Source organism: Neobacillus bataviensis, from assembly GCF_019969725.1.
This window is the reverse complement of sequence record NZ_JAHXYW010000010.1, coordinates 60,614-77,116: the sequence shown is the minus strand read 5'-3', so window position 1 is coordinate 77,116 and position 16,503 is coordinate 60,614. Positions and strand designations below refer to the sequence as shown.

General features: G+C 42.1%; 18 protein-coding genes. 1 reads left to right on the top strand and 17 read right to left on the bottom strand.

Translation table 11 applies throughout. The features are described 5' to 3' along the window. Positions 1-18: 18 nt before the first annotated feature. The 9 genes from LC455_RS22030 to LC455_RS21990 form a co-directional block, all read right to left on the bottom strand. Positions 19-546, bottom strand: coding sequence for a chromate transporter (locus LC455_RS22030; protein ID WP_223594278.1), 528 nt, complete (start codon positions 544-546; stop codon positions 19-21). After that, the gene (locus tag LC455_RS22025) at positions 546-1,121 is read right to left on the bottom strand and encodes a chromate transporter (RefSeq protein WP_223593998.1); all 576 of its coding nucleotides are present in this window, start codon (positions 1,119-1,121) and stop codon (positions 546-548) included. The genes LC455_RS22030 and LC455_RS22025 overlap by 1 nt, the downstream gene beginning before the upstream one ends. Before the next feature lie 25 nt (positions 1,122-1,146). Continuing rightward, positions 1,147-2,757 carry a gamma-glutamyltransferase family protein gene (locus LC455_RS22020; protein WP_223593995.1) on the bottom strand — a complete coding sequence of 537 codons (1,611 nt, stop codon included), beginning with the start codon at positions 2,755-2,757 and terminating at the stop codon, positions 1,147-1,149. A 161-nt stretch (positions 2,758-2,918) separates the two neighbouring features. Further along, positions 2,919-3,911, bottom strand: coding sequence for an ABC transporter ATP-binding protein (locus LC455_RS22015; RefSeq protein ID WP_223593993.1), 993 nt, complete (start codon positions 3,909-3,911; stop codon positions 2,919-2,921). Next, positions 3,868-4,899 (bottom strand): ABC transporter ATP-binding protein, encoded by a 1,032-nt coding sequence (locus LC455_RS22010; RefSeq protein WP_223593991.1) that lies wholly within the window; start codon positions 4,897-4,899, stop codon positions 3,868-3,870. Before LC455_RS22010 ends, LC455_RS22015 begins: the two co-directional genes overlap by 44 nt. Beyond that, on the bottom strand, positions 4,874-5,551 hold the full coding sequence (locus LC455_RS22005) for a DUF1028 domain-containing protein (RefSeq protein WP_223593990.1): 678 nt from the start codon (positions 5,549-5,551) through the stop codon (positions 4,874-4,876). The genes LC455_RS22010 and LC455_RS22005 overlap by 26 nt, the downstream gene beginning before the upstream one ends. Positions 5,552-5,561: 10 nt before the next feature. Next, positions 5,562-6,449: an ABC transporter permease gene (locus LC455_RS22000; RefSeq protein WP_317851466.1), complete on the bottom strand. Its 888-nt coding sequence runs from the start codon at positions 6,447-6,449 to the stop codon at positions 5,562-5,564. A gap of 2 nt (positions 6,450-6,451) precedes the next feature. Then, complete coding sequence (locus tag LC455_RS21995; RefSeq protein ID WP_223593986.1) at positions 6,452-7,405, bottom strand: ABC transporter permease; 954 nt, start codon at positions 7,403-7,405, stop codon at positions 6,452-6,454. An 85-nt stretch (positions 7,406-7,490) separates the two neighbouring features. Beyond that, positions 7,491-9,059 (bottom strand): ABC transporter substrate-binding protein, encoded by a 1,569-nt coding sequence (locus LC455_RS21990; protein ID WP_223593984.1) that lies wholly within the window; start codon positions 9,057-9,059, stop codon positions 7,491-7,493. A 271-nt stretch (positions 9,060-9,330) separates the two neighbouring features. On the opposite strand from LC455_RS21990, the gene LC455_RS21985 reads away from it, so the two are divergent. After that, positions 9,331-9,780: an Lrp/AsnC family transcriptional regulator gene (locus tag LC455_RS21985; protein ID WP_223593982.1), complete on the top strand. Its 450-nt coding sequence runs from the start codon at positions 9,331-9,333 to the stop codon at positions 9,778-9,780. On the opposite strand, the gene LC455_RS21980 is transcribed toward LC455_RS21985, so the two are convergent. From LC455_RS21980 to LC455_RS21945, 8 genes are all read right to left on the bottom strand, one after another. Next, positions 9,775-10,098, bottom strand: coding sequence for a hypothetical protein (locus LC455_RS21980; RefSeq protein WP_223593980.1), 324 nt, complete (start codon positions 10,096-10,098; stop codon positions 9,775-9,777). The genes LC455_RS21985 and LC455_RS21980 overlap by 6 nt on opposite strands. 111 nt (positions 10,099-10,209) lie before the next feature. Continuing rightward, positions 10,210-10,701 carry a VanZ family protein gene (locus tag LC455_RS21975; RefSeq protein WP_223594277.1) on the bottom strand — a complete coding sequence of 164 codons (492 nt, stop codon included), beginning with the start codon at positions 10,699-10,701 and terminating at the stop codon, positions 10,210-10,212. Between the two features lie 139 nt (positions 10,702-10,840). After that, the gene (locus LC455_RS21970; RefSeq protein ID WP_223593978.1) at positions 10,841-11,647 is read right to left on the bottom strand and encodes a prohibitin family protein; all 807 of its coding nucleotides are present in this window, start codon (positions 11,645-11,647) and stop codon (positions 10,841-10,843) included. Positions 11,648-12,014: 367 nt separating this feature from the next. Beyond that, positions 12,015-12,215 (bottom strand): hypothetical protein, encoded by a 201-nt coding sequence (locus LC455_RS21965; protein ID WP_223593977.1) that lies wholly within the window; start codon positions 12,213-12,215, stop codon positions 12,015-12,017. A gap of 46 nt (positions 12,216-12,261) precedes the next feature. Beyond that, positions 12,262-13,338 carry a copper resistance D family protein gene (locus tag LC455_RS21960; protein WP_223593975.1) on the bottom strand — a complete coding sequence of 359 codons (1,077 nt, stop codon included), beginning with the start codon at positions 13,336-13,338 and terminating at the stop codon, positions 12,262-12,264. Between the two features lie 2 nt (positions 13,339-13,340). Next, positions 13,341-13,883, bottom strand: coding sequence for a copper resistance CopC family protein (locus LC455_RS21955; protein WP_223593973.1), 543 nt, complete (start codon positions 13,881-13,883; stop codon positions 13,341-13,343). 76 nt (positions 13,884-13,959) lie between these two features. After that, on the bottom strand, positions 13,960-16,092 hold the full coding sequence (locus LC455_RS21950) for a heavy metal translocating P-type ATPase (RefSeq protein WP_223593972.1): 2,133 nt from the start codon (positions 16,090-16,092) through the stop codon (positions 13,960-13,962). Then, positions 16,085-16,453, bottom strand: a complete 369-nt coding sequence (locus LC455_RS21945) for an ArsR/SmtB family transcription factor (RefSeq protein WP_223593970.1) — start codon at positions 16,451-16,453, stop codon at positions 16,085-16,087. The genes LC455_RS21950 and LC455_RS21945 overlap by 8 nt, the downstream gene beginning before the upstream one ends. Positions 16,454-16,503 lie beyond the last annotated feature (50 nt).

Here is a 16,503-nt window from a genome sequence, read left to right as displayed (position 1 = left end):
CCCTCCTGCTACACCCTTTTATAAAAACAGCGCCCCATAAGCTAATGAGCCCACAATCACATAGGCCGGGTGCACCTTGAATTTTTCTAAAAGCAACAAGCTTGCTGCAATTAAGAAGACCGTTTGGAGAACACCAGAATTATGGTAGGACGTGAAGAAGAAGTTAAACGTCATCACACCCAACAGAACCGCAATCGTCGGGCGGATATAGGTCGTCATCCGCTTCACCCTTGGTGATTCCTTATACTTATATAATATACCTAACAGAACAATCATTAAGAACAGTGAAGGTGCAACAGTCGCAAACACCCCGATCACCGAACCGATGACCCCTCCCACCTCATAGCCAATATAACCGGCCATTTTCGTCGCAATCGGTCCTGGCAGGGCATTGCCAAGCGCCAAAACCTCACTAAATTCCTGAACCGTCATCCAGCCGTAATGGCCAACCACTTCATTTTCGACAAGCGGGATCGAAGAAGGACCGCCGCCATAACCGACGATTCCCGGTATGAAAAAGGCAAGGAAAATATGCCAATATAACATCATCCCACCCCTCTTTCCACATTTTTTTCCGCAGCCTTAGGGGCTTTATCCTTTTTAACAAGGGCAAAAATTAAGATCGCTGCAATGAGGATCCCTGGATGGATCCCCAAAACCTGTAATAATAGCAAGCTGCCAATAACAACCAAACCTGCTTTTATTTTTCCAAGCGTTTGATACGATTTCTTGAAAAAATCCCAGGTTAACGTGGCCATCATGACACCTACAACCGGAACAACAGCTTTCGTCATTCCCGCCACCCATGGCAGGTCCTTCACAGAGGACAAGGAGGTAAGCAAGATGATCATGAGTAAAATGGTTGGGAGAATCGAAGACAGAATGGCATTGATCATTCCCAAATACCCTCCAACCCGGTAACCGATATATCCTGCCATTTTGGTATTAATCGGACCTGGCAGAGTATTCCCTAACGCTAACACATCCGCAAATTCATCATCATTCATCCACTTAAACCGCTCGACCACCTCTTTATGAACGAGCGGGATCGAAGAGGGCCCTCCCCCGTAGCCTAAGATTCCAGATCGAAAAAATGCAATACTGATATCTAGCTGTTTCATTATTTATTCAACACCTTTTTTGGATTTACCAGGCCGCAATCGTACCGTCCGTTCTCGATTCTGTTCCGCCAGAAAGCACACCTGTACTTGGGTCTCGCCAAATGATCTGTCCTCTTCCAAACGGACCGCCTTCTAAAGCAATTTCGATGTCATGCCCTTTTCTTGCCAGTGCTTGTGCAATATGGGTAGGAAAGGTGTTTTCAACTAAAATCTTCTTGCCCTCCATCCATTGCCATCTTGGCGAATCCAAGGCCGCTTGCGGATTTAAATGGAAATCTATCGTGTTCATAATGACTTGAGCATGACCCTGCGGCTGCATATATCCGCCCATGACACCGAATGGTCCAACCGCTTCATTATCCTTTGTTAAAAAACCAGGAATAATCGTATGGTACGTCCGTTTACCCGGTTCAAGACGGTTCTCGTGCGTTGGGTCCAACGAGAAATCTGCGCCGCGGTTTTGCAGGGCAATGCCTGTTCCCGGAACCACGATTCCTGAGCCAAAACCCATATAGTTACTTTGGATAAACGAAACCATATTGCCTTCGCCATCAGCTGTTGCTAAATAAACCGTACCGCCTTTTGGAGGAGTTCCTGGTTCAGGCGTCAGCGCTGAATCCCCAATCAAACTTCTTCTTGCTGCCGCAAATTCTTCAGATAATAATTGCTCGGATGTTACTGACATTTTTTCTGGGTCTGTCACATATTTCTTGGCATCAGCAAAGGCAAGTTTCATCGCTTCAATTTGTTTATGATAGGTTTCCACGGATTCTTTTTCCGCGATATCATAGCCTTTTAGGATGTTAAGCGCCATCAGGGCAACAATTCCCTGGCCGTTTGGCGGAATCTCCCAGACATCATAGCCTTTGTAATTCACTTTAATCGGCTGGACCCACTGAGGCTTATAAGCCGCTAAATCCTCTTTAGAAAGGAAACCGCCGTGCTGCTTGGAAAATTCGTCAATTTTCTCCGCTAATTCGCCACGGTAAAAGCTTTCAGCCTTCGTTTCCGCAATGGCGCGCAGTGTGCTTGCGTGGCCTTCTGATTTCCAAATCTCCCCGATTTGTGGTGCCTTGCCGTCCGGAGCAAAGGTTTCGAACCAGCCTTTATACTCATCACCTATAAACAAATCTTTAAATCTATTAAAAGCAGAGTTCCAGTACTTTCCTAAAACAGGGGAAAGCGCGTATCCCTTTTCGGCATATTCGATTGCAGGCTGGAGGACCTCGGTTAATGGCAGCTTGCCAAATCGTCTGGACAGTTCTGCCCATGCTCCCGGTGCACCTGGAACCGTTACAGGCACAAGGCCAAACGTCGGCATTTTTTCATGTCCTTTTTCCTTTACCGCTTCAATCGAGATGCTTTTTGGTGCCGGACCGCTTGAATTCAAGCCGTGAAGCTCGCCTTTTGTCCAGACTAACGCAAATGCATCGCCGCCAATCCCATTAGAGGTCGGCTCTACCACTGTTAAGCATGCTGCCGTGGCAATCGCCGCATCAATGGCATTTCCGCCCTTTTTTAAAATATCAAGGCCGGCCTGTGCGGCTAACGGCTGAGAAGTAGCGACCATTCCGTTCCTGGCGATGGTGGCTGTTCGTTGGGACGGATATGGGTAATTTAAGTAATCAAATTTCATGATGTTCTCCCCTCATTCATATCGTATCTGAAATGATTTATTTATTTTCCTTTTGTAAACAATTTTATCTTATTTGCCTTACAAACGAAATATACCTTTTTGTAAAATATATGTTATTTTAACGAAAACGTCCTTACCACTCCGGTAAGGACCCATCCGATTTATGCAAAATGACAAGCAACAAAATGATTCTCGCTTACTTCATTAAAGGCCGGTTCCTCTGTTCGGCATTTATCTGTTGCTAATGGACATCTTGTATGAAAACGGCAGCCGCTTGGAACATTGATCGGACTTGGGACATCCCCTGATAAAATGACTCTCTCGCGTTTCTTTTCCTCCTTCGTCGAGGGAATCGCTGAAAGCAGGGCTCTCGTATACGGATGAAGCGGATTGTCATACAGATCTTTTTTATCTGCCAATTCAACCATTTTCCCCAAATACATGACAGCAACCCGGTCGCTGACATGCTTGACGACGCTCAAATCATGGGAAATGAACAAGTAGGTCAACTGATGTTCCTTTTTTAAACGCTGCAAGAGATTTAGAATTTGCGATTGAACCGATACATCCAGCGCGGATACAGCTTCATCGCAAACGATTAACTTCGGATTCGTACACAACGCGCGTGCGATACTAACCCGCTGGCGCTGCCCACCGGAAAATTCATGCGGGAAGCGGTGATAATACTGTTCGTTTAAGCCAACTTCTACAAGCAAGCGGCAGACATAATCGTACAAATCCTTTTTCGGAACAATCTTATGTGTCTCCACGATTTCCGATAACATTGCCCCTACAGTCATTCGCGGATTTAGCGAGCCGTATGGGTCCTGAAAAACAATCTGCAGGTCCTTCCGGTGAGCCCGCATATCTTTTTTTGGAACCTGTGTAATGTCATTTCCTTCATAGATAATTTTCCCAGAAGAAGGTTCATGAAGCCTTAGGATGGCTCGGCCCATGGTCGATTTCCCACAGCCGGACTCCCCGACAATCCCTAAGGTTTCTCCCTTTTTCAATGAGAATGTGATACCATCTAAGGCTTTAACCACCTGTTTTTCTTTTGAAAAAAATCCTTGGTCGCCAACAGGAAAGTGTTTTTTTAAATCTTGGACCTCAAGAAGATTTTGATACTGCGATTTCTCTAATTGAAGACTCATGCCCTTCACCTTCCCATTTATCAGTGTATTTCCAGCAGCTTACCGAATGCTGCCCATCAATCGAAGTAATTCCCGGTGCGTTCATTTTGCAAATTTCCTTTGCATGTGGACAGCGGTCAAAAAAACGGCATCCTGCAGGCATGGCGTCTGGAGATGGAACGGAACCTTTTATCACAAAAAGCTCCTCAACCTCTTCCTCCGAATCCACATCAGGTATACATTTCATCAGGCCTTGTGTGTAAGGGTGGGAAGGATTGTTAAAGACGGCATCCCTGGTGCCATATTCGACCGCTTTTCCTGCGTACATCACAAGGACGGTATCGGCCATTTCAGATACAACCGCTAAATCATGGGTGATCATAATGATTCCCATATCCAGATCTTTTTGCAATTTCTTCATTAGGTCTAAAATCTGCGCCTGGATCGTTACATCCAGTGCCGTGGTTGGTTCATCGGCAATCAAGAGCTCAGGGTTGCAGCTTAGGGCAATCGCAATCATTACCCGTTGTCTCATCCCGCCGCTCAATTCATGCGGATACGCATCGATGCGTTTTTCCGGTGACGGAATCCCTACAAGCCGGAGCATGTCAATCGCTTTTTCACGCGCCTCTTTTTTATTGAGGTTTTGGTGAAGTATAATCGTTTCGGCAATTTGCTTGCCTACCGTCTGTACCGGATTTAAGGAAGTCATCGGTTCCTGGAAAATCATCGAAATCTGATTACCGCGAATCTTACTCATTTGCTTCATGGACTTGTTCGTTAAATCGTCACCCTTCAACAGGATTTCTCCTTCGATTTCCCCTGTTTTCGGTAGCAGTCCCATGACAGAAAGGGAGGTCATACTTTTTCCACAGCCGGATTCGCCTACGATACACAAGGTTTTGCCCTTTTCCACCTGAAACGATAAACCGGCCACAATGTTTGTCGTTTTCTTTTTCCCGACAAAACTTACCCTTAAGTCTTTAACCTCTAACAACGCTTGCGTCATAATCTTGCCCCTCCTTTCTTTTTACTAGATTGATTGTGTATGGAAACAGATTTTCCTGGCATTTTTCATAGACACGGAATAATTCTTTAACCGGATCAGCATGTTCATCGACACGGATGTCTACTAGTGGATACTCTTCCTCATGGACCACATAAAGCGCCGCCGACTGCCTTCCCCGTTTGTCACCGCCGGCTTCCTGACCGCTGCTTAAGGCCGCCATTAGCCGCTCTGGTAAACTTACATTCTCTAATGCTTGAAAAGTTTCAAACATCGCTTCTAAGGTTTCCGGGCCGGTCAGCATGTTCCCAGCCACAACAAATTGATCACCAATTAAATGCCCCTGCCATGGAACGGTTTCGGCACCGGTAAAAGCGGCCGCCTTCCCGTTCTTATCGACGATGGCACACTGTCTTCTTTCACTATGAGAGTCATCTTTTGTGAGCCGCTCTATGATTTCATCAACAGATAACTCTTCAGCCAAAAGCTTTAATCCATCAATTCCGTAAAACGGATTAACCAATGCCTGGGTCGCAACCGCGCCTACGCCTGCTTTTACAAAAGGAACTAAGGAGCCGACAGCCGGTCTTGCCGTCGAAACAGCAACCCCTAACATTCCCGTTTTCTCACATCGTGCTGTAATTGAAAAAGTCATGTTATTCCCCTCACTTCAGTTTTGGATCTAACGCATCGCGCAGGCCATCACCAAATAAGTTGATCGATAAAACGGTTAAAAAGATGAATAATCCCGGGAACAAGGAAATCCACGGTGCGTCTTTCAGATACCCCTGCCCCATCGATAGCATCGCACCCCAGCTTGGTGTTGGCGGCTGCGTGCCCAATCCTAAATAGCTTAAAGAAGCTTCAGAAATAATCGCCGCTGCAATCGATAAGGTCGCTTGTACTAAAATAGGAGGCAAACAGTTCGGAAAAATATGACGGAACATAATTTTCACATCGCTGATACCGGACGCCTTCGCGGCCGTCACATATTCGCGCTCCCGCTGACTCAACACTTCGCCCCTGACAAGGCGGATAAAGTTTGGTGTAAAGATAATCCCAATCGCAATCATTGCATTTTGCAAGCCTGCTCCAAGCACCGCAGCCAAAGATAACGCCAAGACTAGCGGAGGGAACGAAAGCAAGGCATCGGTAAAACGCATAACCACATACTCATCAAGTACGCCTCGGTAATAACCTGAGAAAAGACCAATTGGAATCCCAAGCAAGAGCGCAATTCCTACAGAAATGATACCAGCCTGGATGGAAACTCTTGCTCCATAAATAATTCGGCTGAATATATCGCGGCCAAGTTCATCCGTACCCATGATATTGGCACCACTTGGGCTTTGCAGGAATTTCGCATAATCCTGATGGCTTGGGCTAAATGGTGCCACCAAGGGCGCGAATACAGCCATCAAGATTAATAGCAGAGTAAATACGCCGCCTGCAACCGCTAATTTATTTTGGAAAAAACGAGCACTCATTTCCTTCATTCGCCGTTTTTTCGGACTTTCAACTTTTGGTAAAACTTGCTCTAACTTTGCTTCCATCGTCATTGTCCTCCTGTTAGCTTAATTCTCGGATCAAGAATGGAATAAAGAATATCAATTAAAAAGTTTACGATTACAACCGCAATCGCCATAAATAAGACTGCTCCTTGAACCACTGGGAAGTCTCTTGTTAAAATCGCATCGACCACCAAACGGCCAAGGCCTGGAACGGCAAAAATGGTTTCAGTAATAACAGCTCCTCCCAAGAAGGTCGCCAATTGCAAACCGCTGACCGTTACAACGGGAATCAGCGCATTTTTTAAGGCATGCCCTAGGACAACACCCTTTTCAAGAACCCCTTTTGCGTATGCTGTCCTGATATAGTCAGCCTGCAAAACCTCCAGCATGCTCGAGCGCAGCATTCTCGTAATTTCCGCACTCAATCGGACTCCGACCGCCAGCGCTGGCAAAATCATTAATGAAATACTTTTTCCAAAATTCACCCATGGCTCTACATACCCTGATGGAGCAAACCAGCCCAATGAAATGGAAAAAATGAAAATAAGCAAAATCCCTAAGAAAAATGGGGGAATCGAAACCCCTGATAACGCAAACGTTGTGCCGAAGTAATCAAAAATCGTTCCTTTTCGAGTTGCTGAGATAATTCCGGCCGGAATCGCAATCACCATGGCAATAAAAAACGACATAACCGAAAGCTGAATCGTTACCGGCAGTTTCTGAAGCAGCACGTTCAGAACCGGCGTATTATCTTTGACGGAGTAGCCGAGATTACCTTGAAGAACATTCGTTACCCAATGGATGTACTGTAAATAAAGCGGATCATTCAAGCCCATTTTTTCACGCAAGGCATTGAGAGCTTCTTTCGTTGCCTCTTGGCCTAAAATCATTCTAGCTGGATCACCCGGTGTGAGATGGACTAATGAAAAGACAATAATACTGACTAAAAAAAGAATCACGACCATAAGACCTAATCTTCGAATTAAAAACTTGACCACGTATGTCCCTCCCTTTCTCAGACTCTATCGATGATAATGAAAGACATCGGCTTGGAGAATCCTCCAAGCCGACGCAAGCATTTGCTTATTTAAATGAAACGTCTTGGAAGCGCATCATGGTGTCTGGGATGTGCTTGTAACCTTGTAAATTATTTTTGTAGGCTTTGTAATCTAGTTCGTGATATAGGAAGATGTAAGGTACTTCTTCTTGTCCAAACTTCGCCGCTTGTGAATAAATCTCTTTACGTTTCGCTTGGTCGGTTTCAACACGGGCTTCTTCTAATAGCTGGTCCATTTTCGGATTGGAATAACCGTAGTTAATCGAACCAGTAGTATGGTAAAGAGCAAAAATATTACCGTCTGGATCAGTTCTTCCGCTCCAGCCTAAACGGACTGCATCAAATTTAAAGTTATCCATGTTATCTAACATCGTTCCAAATTCAACTAATTCAAGCTTTACTTTAATTCCGGCTTCTGCAGCCATGGATTGAATCATTTGACCCATTTGCTGTTCCACTGGTTTCGCAGGAAGCTGAAGAGTAAACGAGAAGCCGCTAGGGAAACCGGCATCTGCCATGATCTTCTTCGCTTTTTCAATATTTTTCTTTGTTGGTTTTAACGTTTTGTCAAATGCCCATGAGCTTGGAGGAATTGCTCCCGCTGAAGGCACAGCTGTGTTGCGAAGCGCAACCTTAATGATGGCATCGCGGTCAATCACTAAATCCAATGCTTGACGAAGTGCCTTATTATTAAATGGTGCTTTTTTGTGGTTCAAATATAAACCTTGAAATCCTAGTGCTCCTACTTCAGAAAGCTTTAGATTGGTATCCGTTTTTAGCTTTTCAACATCCTTTGGCGGAACCTTGCTGATGATGTCTACATCACCAGATGTTAGATTCGTTAGACGTACGTTTTCATCGGCATATGGACGGTACGTGATTTTTTCAAATTTCGGTGCTCCGCCCCAGTAATCTGGATTTTTTGCTACTTCGATCTTATCCTGCTTCACTCGTGATACAAATTTGAAAGGACCAGTACCCACTGGTGAATTCGCAAAATCGGCTCCTTTTTCCTTTACGGCTGTAGGAGAAACCATCATGCCTGCACGGTCAGAAAGGGCTGCCAGGAATGGGCTGTATGGCTTTGAAAGCTGTACCTTTACCGTGTTTTCGTCTACTACTTCAATACTTTGAATAGAGGACAATTCAGACGCACGAGGTGATCCAGCTTTCGGATCCATCATTCGTTCAAAATTGAATTTAACGGCTTCCGCATTAAACGGTGTGCCATCATGGAACTTTACATTTTTACGTAAGAAGAAAGTATATGTTTTGGCATCCTGGGAGATTTCCCATTTTTCTGCTAGTGCCGGGACGAAGTTTAACTTCTCATCCACATCAACCAATGTGTCATAAATACTATGAAAAACTTGGCGGTCAACAGCCGCTGTCGAAAAATGCGGATCTAGTTGCGGCGGATCATCATCCAGTCCAACTACCAATTCGGATTTATCATGTTTTAATGCTGTTGTAGTGCTTTCTTTTGAAGTCTCCTTTGCACCTGAACTGGAAGATTTGCTGTTACTGCCACACCCAGCCAAAAGTAACATAAGACTCAAAAAAAGTGCTGAAATAACTTTCGCTTTGTTGCTCATCCACTTTCTCCCCTTTCGCATCACGAAATATCATTCATTTAGCAGAATTTTATTAATTACACCCTACGTTATGAAGGAATTTTCCGCTTTTGCATTACATTTTGTTATGTGCTTTATTATAATACAGTGTTTTTTAAAAATCTATATATTATTCTGAAAATATTAAACTTTTTTGCTAGTATAATTATTCTGCTTTATTTTTCATTGGATTGATTATTTACCACAATCTAGTTAAGATTAGGTTAGGAAAAAAAGGAAATGTGGTGGGCGGATGATACTAGATGAAGTCGATCGAAAAATACTTCAATTGTTAATTGAAAATGGCAGAATGTCATATGTTGATATAGGAAAAGAATTGAACCTATCCCGTGTCTCCATCCGTGAACGGGTTTCTCAATTAATTGAAAATGGCGTGATTGAAAAATTTACGGTCGTCATTAACTCCGACAAAGTAGGAAAAGGCGTTTCCGCTTTCTTCGAGGTGGATTGCGAGCCGGCCTCTCTGGTCCGCGTGGCGGAAACCTTAGCGAATAATCCCGTTGTAGCAAGCTGCTACCAGATGACCGGGCCAAGTACCTTACATATGCACGTTCTGGTCGAAGACTTTGTACGGCTGGAAAACTTTATTAATGAGGAATTATATAGCTTGGAAGGCATCACACGAGTAGAAAGCCATATTTTATTACGCAGATTTAAAAGCAGGACGGGGTTGAAATTATAAACTTTTCCCTTTATGGAGGATTTGTCTATTTTTAAGGCCAGTTTGTCTATTTTTTGCGTGGGTTGGTCTATTTTTTGCGTGGGTTTGTCTATTTTTGAGGGCTCTTTGTCTCTTTTTTAAAGGGTTTTGTCTATTTTTTGTGCGGGTTTGTCTATTTTGACAAAAAAAGGAAACTAAAGACGTAATAAACAAAACGAAACCGGGGAGTAATCCTCGGTTTCGTTTTGGTTTGTTATTAATGGCACCATCAAAACAAATACTAGCTCTTCTGAAACGCTGATAGTGCCCGCTAGCATTTTTTTGAACTGTTACGGGCACTCTGAGCTCTCCACAGTGCCCATGATCCTCTTTTTTGATCTGTCACGGGCACTCTAAATAAAACACCGCCATAACAAAAGAAACCAAGGCTTCCCCCTTGGTTTCTTTCAGCTATTTTTTTTTAGTCCTGCGGCCGCAAAATTGATTGATAACATAATAGATTCCGATGCCCAATAGAGCTCCTGAACTATCGATGAAAACATCCTTCACCTGCGGGCCCCGGCCTGGTACAAATATTTGGTGTATTTCATCGGACGAGGCGTAAAGGACGCATATCCCCTGAGCTAGGAGCATCATGAACCCGCTTAATTTTCCGCCTCTCCTCAAAGCATGCACCGTCAATACAGCAAGCACCAAATAAGCAAAGAAATGCGCATTTTTTCTCACCACATGATTGAGCGTTTCCATGTTCAAATCTGCTCCCGGCTTCACTTTGTTCAAGGTCTCGATCACTTTCTCGGTCACTCCCATACTAAGAGAGTTAGATTCAGTAGCCGGTTGAGCGGACATATTAAATATAAGAAACATCCAAATGAATACCAATAACCATGGTAATAAGGCTTTGATCCTCTGATTAGCAGATACTGTCTTTTCCATTCTCATTTGCAAGTTAATTACTCCTAAACTATTAAGATAAAACCTATTCTATCATTTTTTTAAAATATGTCCTATTAACAGCGCACAATTCCCAGTCAATCCCAAAAACTAAAAAGAGAAGTGCGCATAACACTTCTCCATCAACCTACTTTTTCGCACCAGCCCCGCTCAAATCAATAAACGGTGTAGCCCCTCCCGTTACGCTTGGCAAATGTCCATCCCATTTTTCCAAAGCTTTCTCCTGGACCTCGATTTGCTTCAATTCAATTAACTCAGGAGTAACTTCCTGCTTTTTCAGTTTTAATGCTTCCGCCTCAGCACCTGCCTGCGTGATTTGCTGCTGGGCTTCGATTTTAATTCTTTCTAAATCTCTTTGGGCCTTTAACGCATTTTGTTCAGCGGTTTGTTTTTGTTCAATCGCCTTATTGAATTCCTCGCTAAACGCAAATTCCTTAATATTGATATCTTCTAGTTTCATATAATACTTGGTTAATTTTTTCGCCAGCATATCCTTCACCTGAGCCGAAACTTCCGGCCGTTTTGAAATCAGCTCTTCAGCAGTGTACTGTGCCGTGATCGCCTTCAGGGATTCGGCTATGGCTGGGTCAACGATACGGGAGCGATAATCTAAGCCAATTTCTTGATACAGCTTATTCACGGCCTCCGGATCCACTGAAAAGTTAACAGCCACCTTTGTCGTCACCATTTGCAGATCCTTAGAAGCAGCCGACTGCGAGCTTTCTTCCTTTTGAACCCGGACCTCGACCTCCTGAACAGATTGAAGAAACGGAATCTTAAAGTGAAGCCCTTCCGTTAAAATTGTTGGCTTAACCTCACCCATTTGCAACAGAACTCCTCTATTCCCAGCAGCAACCGTAGTAATCGAAGCAGCAATAAGACCCAAGACAACAACCACGATAATACCAGTAACCACGTATCGTGTGTACTTCATGCTTACTCCCCCTCTACAAACGGATCATGCAAAAAGAGTTACATTTAGATAAATTTATGAAAATAGTACCAAATTTATACAATATTTTGTTATAACCATCATATTCGAATAACTTAATGCTTAGACGATTCTAAAGTTTTCTGGCCTAATAAAGAGTTCAGACAAAAAATAAAAAAGATTCGGCTCGGTGCCGAATCTTTAACATAAGGGGTTGGTTTAAAGGGCTTGCAAATTGTCCTAGTTTGCAATAATTATATTACACATAAATTATGAATATCATATGAACAGAGTTTTACAATATAATAAACGTTTTAAAAGCAGCTATAGTTGGCTTTTTTAAAACTCTTGAATTTCTATTTTTAAGCATTCATTTATTCGATTTTGCATCCAAACGTTCAACATCCTGCTTTAACATGAAAAATGTACACACGCCTGACAGGAGTGCCCCTCCGACAGCTATAAGTATACGCAATTGAAGCGGTACGGCGGAATGATACTTTCCCAGCATCCATATCGCCAAAACCGCTACAAGTATCATAGTAGGTATTACAATTTTGAATCGTTTCATGTTGACACTTCCTTTATTCGTTGTTTTCAACGTAAATATAACCTGTTCAAATGGACAGGGACATGATCAAACCAAAATACAAAGCCACAATAAAACCAACACCAAACACTACTCCCAATATAGGCTTATACCTTTTAAAACTAATGATAATCAATAACAAAAATAGTATAGATATAATAATTAGCAATCCCGATTGGAATGACGGTACTAAATGCAGCTGTAATGTTGAAAGGACATTCTTCCCCAATACCCATTCTACCCATTTAGATGAACCCTCCGACTTCACAGTGAATTCCACTTCATGCGGTGGCGATAACGTTCCCATCACTGCTGTAAAATAGAAGACAATGAATAATATAATGCTTTCTGCTTTTATCCAGGGTTTAGGATTGAAAGAAGGAAGTTTTAATGCTTTTCTTGAAAGAACACCATTTATAAAGGCAAAAACCAACACAGGGATGATACTAATATGCTTTAAAAGGAGCATTTGTCCATATGGTAAAACCCAAGACTTTACATAGTCTTTAGGTTCAACAACAAATAACATTAGGTAAATTCCGCTAAAAATAATGATGACAATACAAAAAACGGCAAAGGGAGTAAACCACCGTAAAAATTTAGACCAATTTGGTTCTTCTTTGGAGAACCAAGCAGCATGAATCAATATGCCTGTCCATAATGTAATGATTAAAAAATGTGTGCTATGTGATAGCAAGCCAGGCCAAAACGAAAGAGAGGCTACATGACTGGAATATCCAACAGCTGCTATCATCAATAATAGAAATAGGGATTGCACGTATTTTGAGCCTTTTAGAAAAATGGCTAAATATAAGAATGTGGCCATAAACCCTATAAAAATCCAAGCTCTGCCAACTTGAAAGTCAAATAAGACGGATTTAATCGCTAATGCAAGGCCGACTCCACCTTGGAAATAAGCAACCGTCTGAACAATCGGTCCTAAAGAGAAAATAATAATTCCAAGTGTTGAGAGAAGTAAAACAGGTATTGGAATATTTACTTTAGGTTTATTTGCTTCAGGTACAAATTGTAAAGCAACATGTCCGACAAGAATAGAATACAATAAATAATTTCCGAATTCTGCAATAGGAATGAAATAACTCATAACTAACGCTTCTTTCTAAATAACAGGAACAACCCGATGACTAAAATGGCGACAATCCCCACCGTTATAATGGTTTTAAAATTAATGGATGAAGCAGTTGTTTCCTTATTGGTTTGTTCCTGTTGTGTATGATCTTTTTTAGTTTCTTCTTTTTTTGTCGTTACTGGAGTTTTGGTTTCCGTTTGTTCTTGTTTTACTTCCTTCTGTACAGTAAAAGGAATTTCTCCTTTTAAGGGATGCCCGTCTTCACCAGCAATACTCCATTGAACCGTATAGGCGCCATTTTCTAAGGGAGATGATAAGGTACCTATTAGTTGATTTTCTTTTGGGGTCACACTAACTAGAGGTATTTCCTGGCCATCTTTTACTAAATTCATTGTACTTAAAGATTCAATCTTACCTTCATATGTAATGACAATCTCATTAAGGTCTTCTTTAACAACTTGACCTGAAGCAGGATTTGAAGAAGTTATTTCTGTATGTGCACTGACGATCGTAGGAATCATTACCAACATTCCAATTAAAATAATTAGTAGTTTTTTCAATTCAAATATCCTTTCTTTTTACAACAATTTTTCTATACATCCCATTAAAAGGCTTCCCATAATGGGAAGCCTCATGTTATTTATCTTTAACTCGAAGAAGCCGTAAACCATTAAGTGTAACGATCAGAGTTGCGCCCATGTCTGCAAAAATCGCGATCCATAATGTAAGCCAGCCTGGAATCACTAATAACAAGGCTAACAGTTTGATTCCAAGTGAGAAAGTGATATTTTGTTTGATGATAAATAAGGCTTTTCTACTTAACTTAACCGTAAATGGCAGTTTCCCTAAATCATCAGCCATCAAAGCAATATCGGCAGTTTCGAGAGCCGTATCCGTCCCTGCTCCTCCCATAGCAATACCGACGGTTGATGCTGCTAAAGCCGGAGCATCATTCACACCATCTCCCACCATCGCCACACGTTCGTATTTATTTCTTAATTCTTTAATAAAGGTAAGTTTATCTTGAGGTAAAAGGTCTGCCTGAATATCAGAAACCCCTACCTGATGGCCAATTGCATTACCAGTCCCTTTATTATCGCCAGTTAACATGATTGTTTTATTAATACCTAACGAGTGAAGTTTCTGGATAACCCATTTGCTGTTTCCTCTCACTTCGTCCGCAACTGCAATCAGAGCTAAAATTTCTGATTCAGAACCAGCAGCCATAACCGTTTTGCCTTTGTTTTGCAGGTCAGAAATGGTCGTTTTAAGATTTGATGGAATTCCGTTAGATAAAATTTCATCGAACAAATTAGGACTGCCCACATAATACACTTTATCGTTGACTCTACCTTTGATCCCTTTACCAGTAATGGAAGAGAAGTCTTCAATAGCAAGTTCTTGATAAGGTAAATTTTCCTGCTCGGCCTTTTTCATGATTGCTGAAGCCAATGGATGCTGCGAACCATTTTCTAAAGCAGCAATAATGGCAAGAAGTTCATTCGCATTTGTATTACTTTGAGGAAGGTAATCAGTGACAACTGGAATTCCTTCCGTTAAAGTCCCTGTTTTATCAAAGGCAATTGCTTTTATGGCGCCCATTTCCTCTAAGTGAATTCCACCTTTAATCAATACCCCATTTCGGGCTGCATTACCTATTGCCGTCACAATCGAAACAGGAGTAGAAATGACCAGTGCACAAGGACAGCCTACCACTAAAGCTGCTAGACCTTGATATATCCATTTACTCCAATCCCCATCAAATAATGCTGGGATTACGGCAACTAATAAAGAAACCAACATGATGACAGGTGTATAATACTTAGCAAAGCGATCAACAAATGCTTGAGATGGAGCTCTTTCTGCTTGAGCTTCCTCGACAAGATGAATGATTTTCGCAATCGTTGTATCGTCTACATGTTTGGTAACTTTAACTTCAAGAAGCCCTTCCTCGTTAAGAGTCCCCGCGAATACTTCATCATCAATTGTTTTAGAAACAGGGACAGATTCCCCTGTAATCGTAGCTTGATTGACAGACGATAGTCCTTTTACAACCGTTCCATCCATGGCGATTTTCTGCCCAGGTTTTACGATTAAAATATCACCGATTCGGATATCAACCACTTCAACGTTAAACTCTTGATTCCCCCGACGAATTAAAGCTTCCTTTGGAGCAATATCCATTAAGGAACGAATGGATTGTCTCGCTTTATCCATCGAGTAAGACTCTAGAACCTCGCTGATGGCAAACAAGATGACAACGGTTGCGCCTTCTCCCCACTCCCCGATAATAGCTGCTCCAATGACAGCGATGGTCATCAATGTTCTCATATCAAAATCTAAACGGAATAAGTTTTTCAATCCCGTGGTAAAGAGGCGATAACCACCAATTAAAATAGCAGCACCATAAGCTAAAATCGAGGATATACTTTCTTCCCCATTCATTTGTGCAGAAAACCAGCCAATGAGCAAGAAAACCAATGAGACAATAACATTTGAATGTTTTTTCAAGAAAGGCTCTTTTTTCTCTTCAAAGCGTTGCTTTTCAGGAATGACTTTTATATTTTCAAAAGCGCCTGCTTTTTCTAATTCCTCTATTGTTGTTTCACCATAAACCGTAAGTTTAGCAGCTCCGAAGTTAACACTTGCATTAACAACACCATCCAGGTGTTGGACGTTCTTTTCGAACTTTGTCGCACAGCCAGCTCAGGTGAATCCCTGTACACGGAAAACAGTTTTATCTATTGATTTTTCATTTGCTTCACTCATGAGGTTTCACCTCCTTTTGATGCTCAAAAGCAATTTGGATCAATTGTTTTACATGGTCATCATCTAAGGAATAGAAAACCAATTTGCCTTCTTTTCGATATTTCGCTAATCCTAAATTTCGAAGAAGTCGTAAATGATGAGAGGCAGTTGCCGTTGTACTCCCTACGATGTTGGCCACATCACATACACACAATTCATCTTCCTCCGTTAAAGCATAAGCAATCTTAATCCTAGTGTCGTCGGACAACGCTTTAAATATTTGTGCCACAGACAAAGTATCTTGTTGTGAAATTGATTCTCTTACTCTTTTTACTTTGTCTCCATCCACGCAGGTTACTTCACATACGTCTTCATGTTTCATAAAGTCACCACCCAACGTTCAAATGTCTATTTGATTATCAGTATATGGAT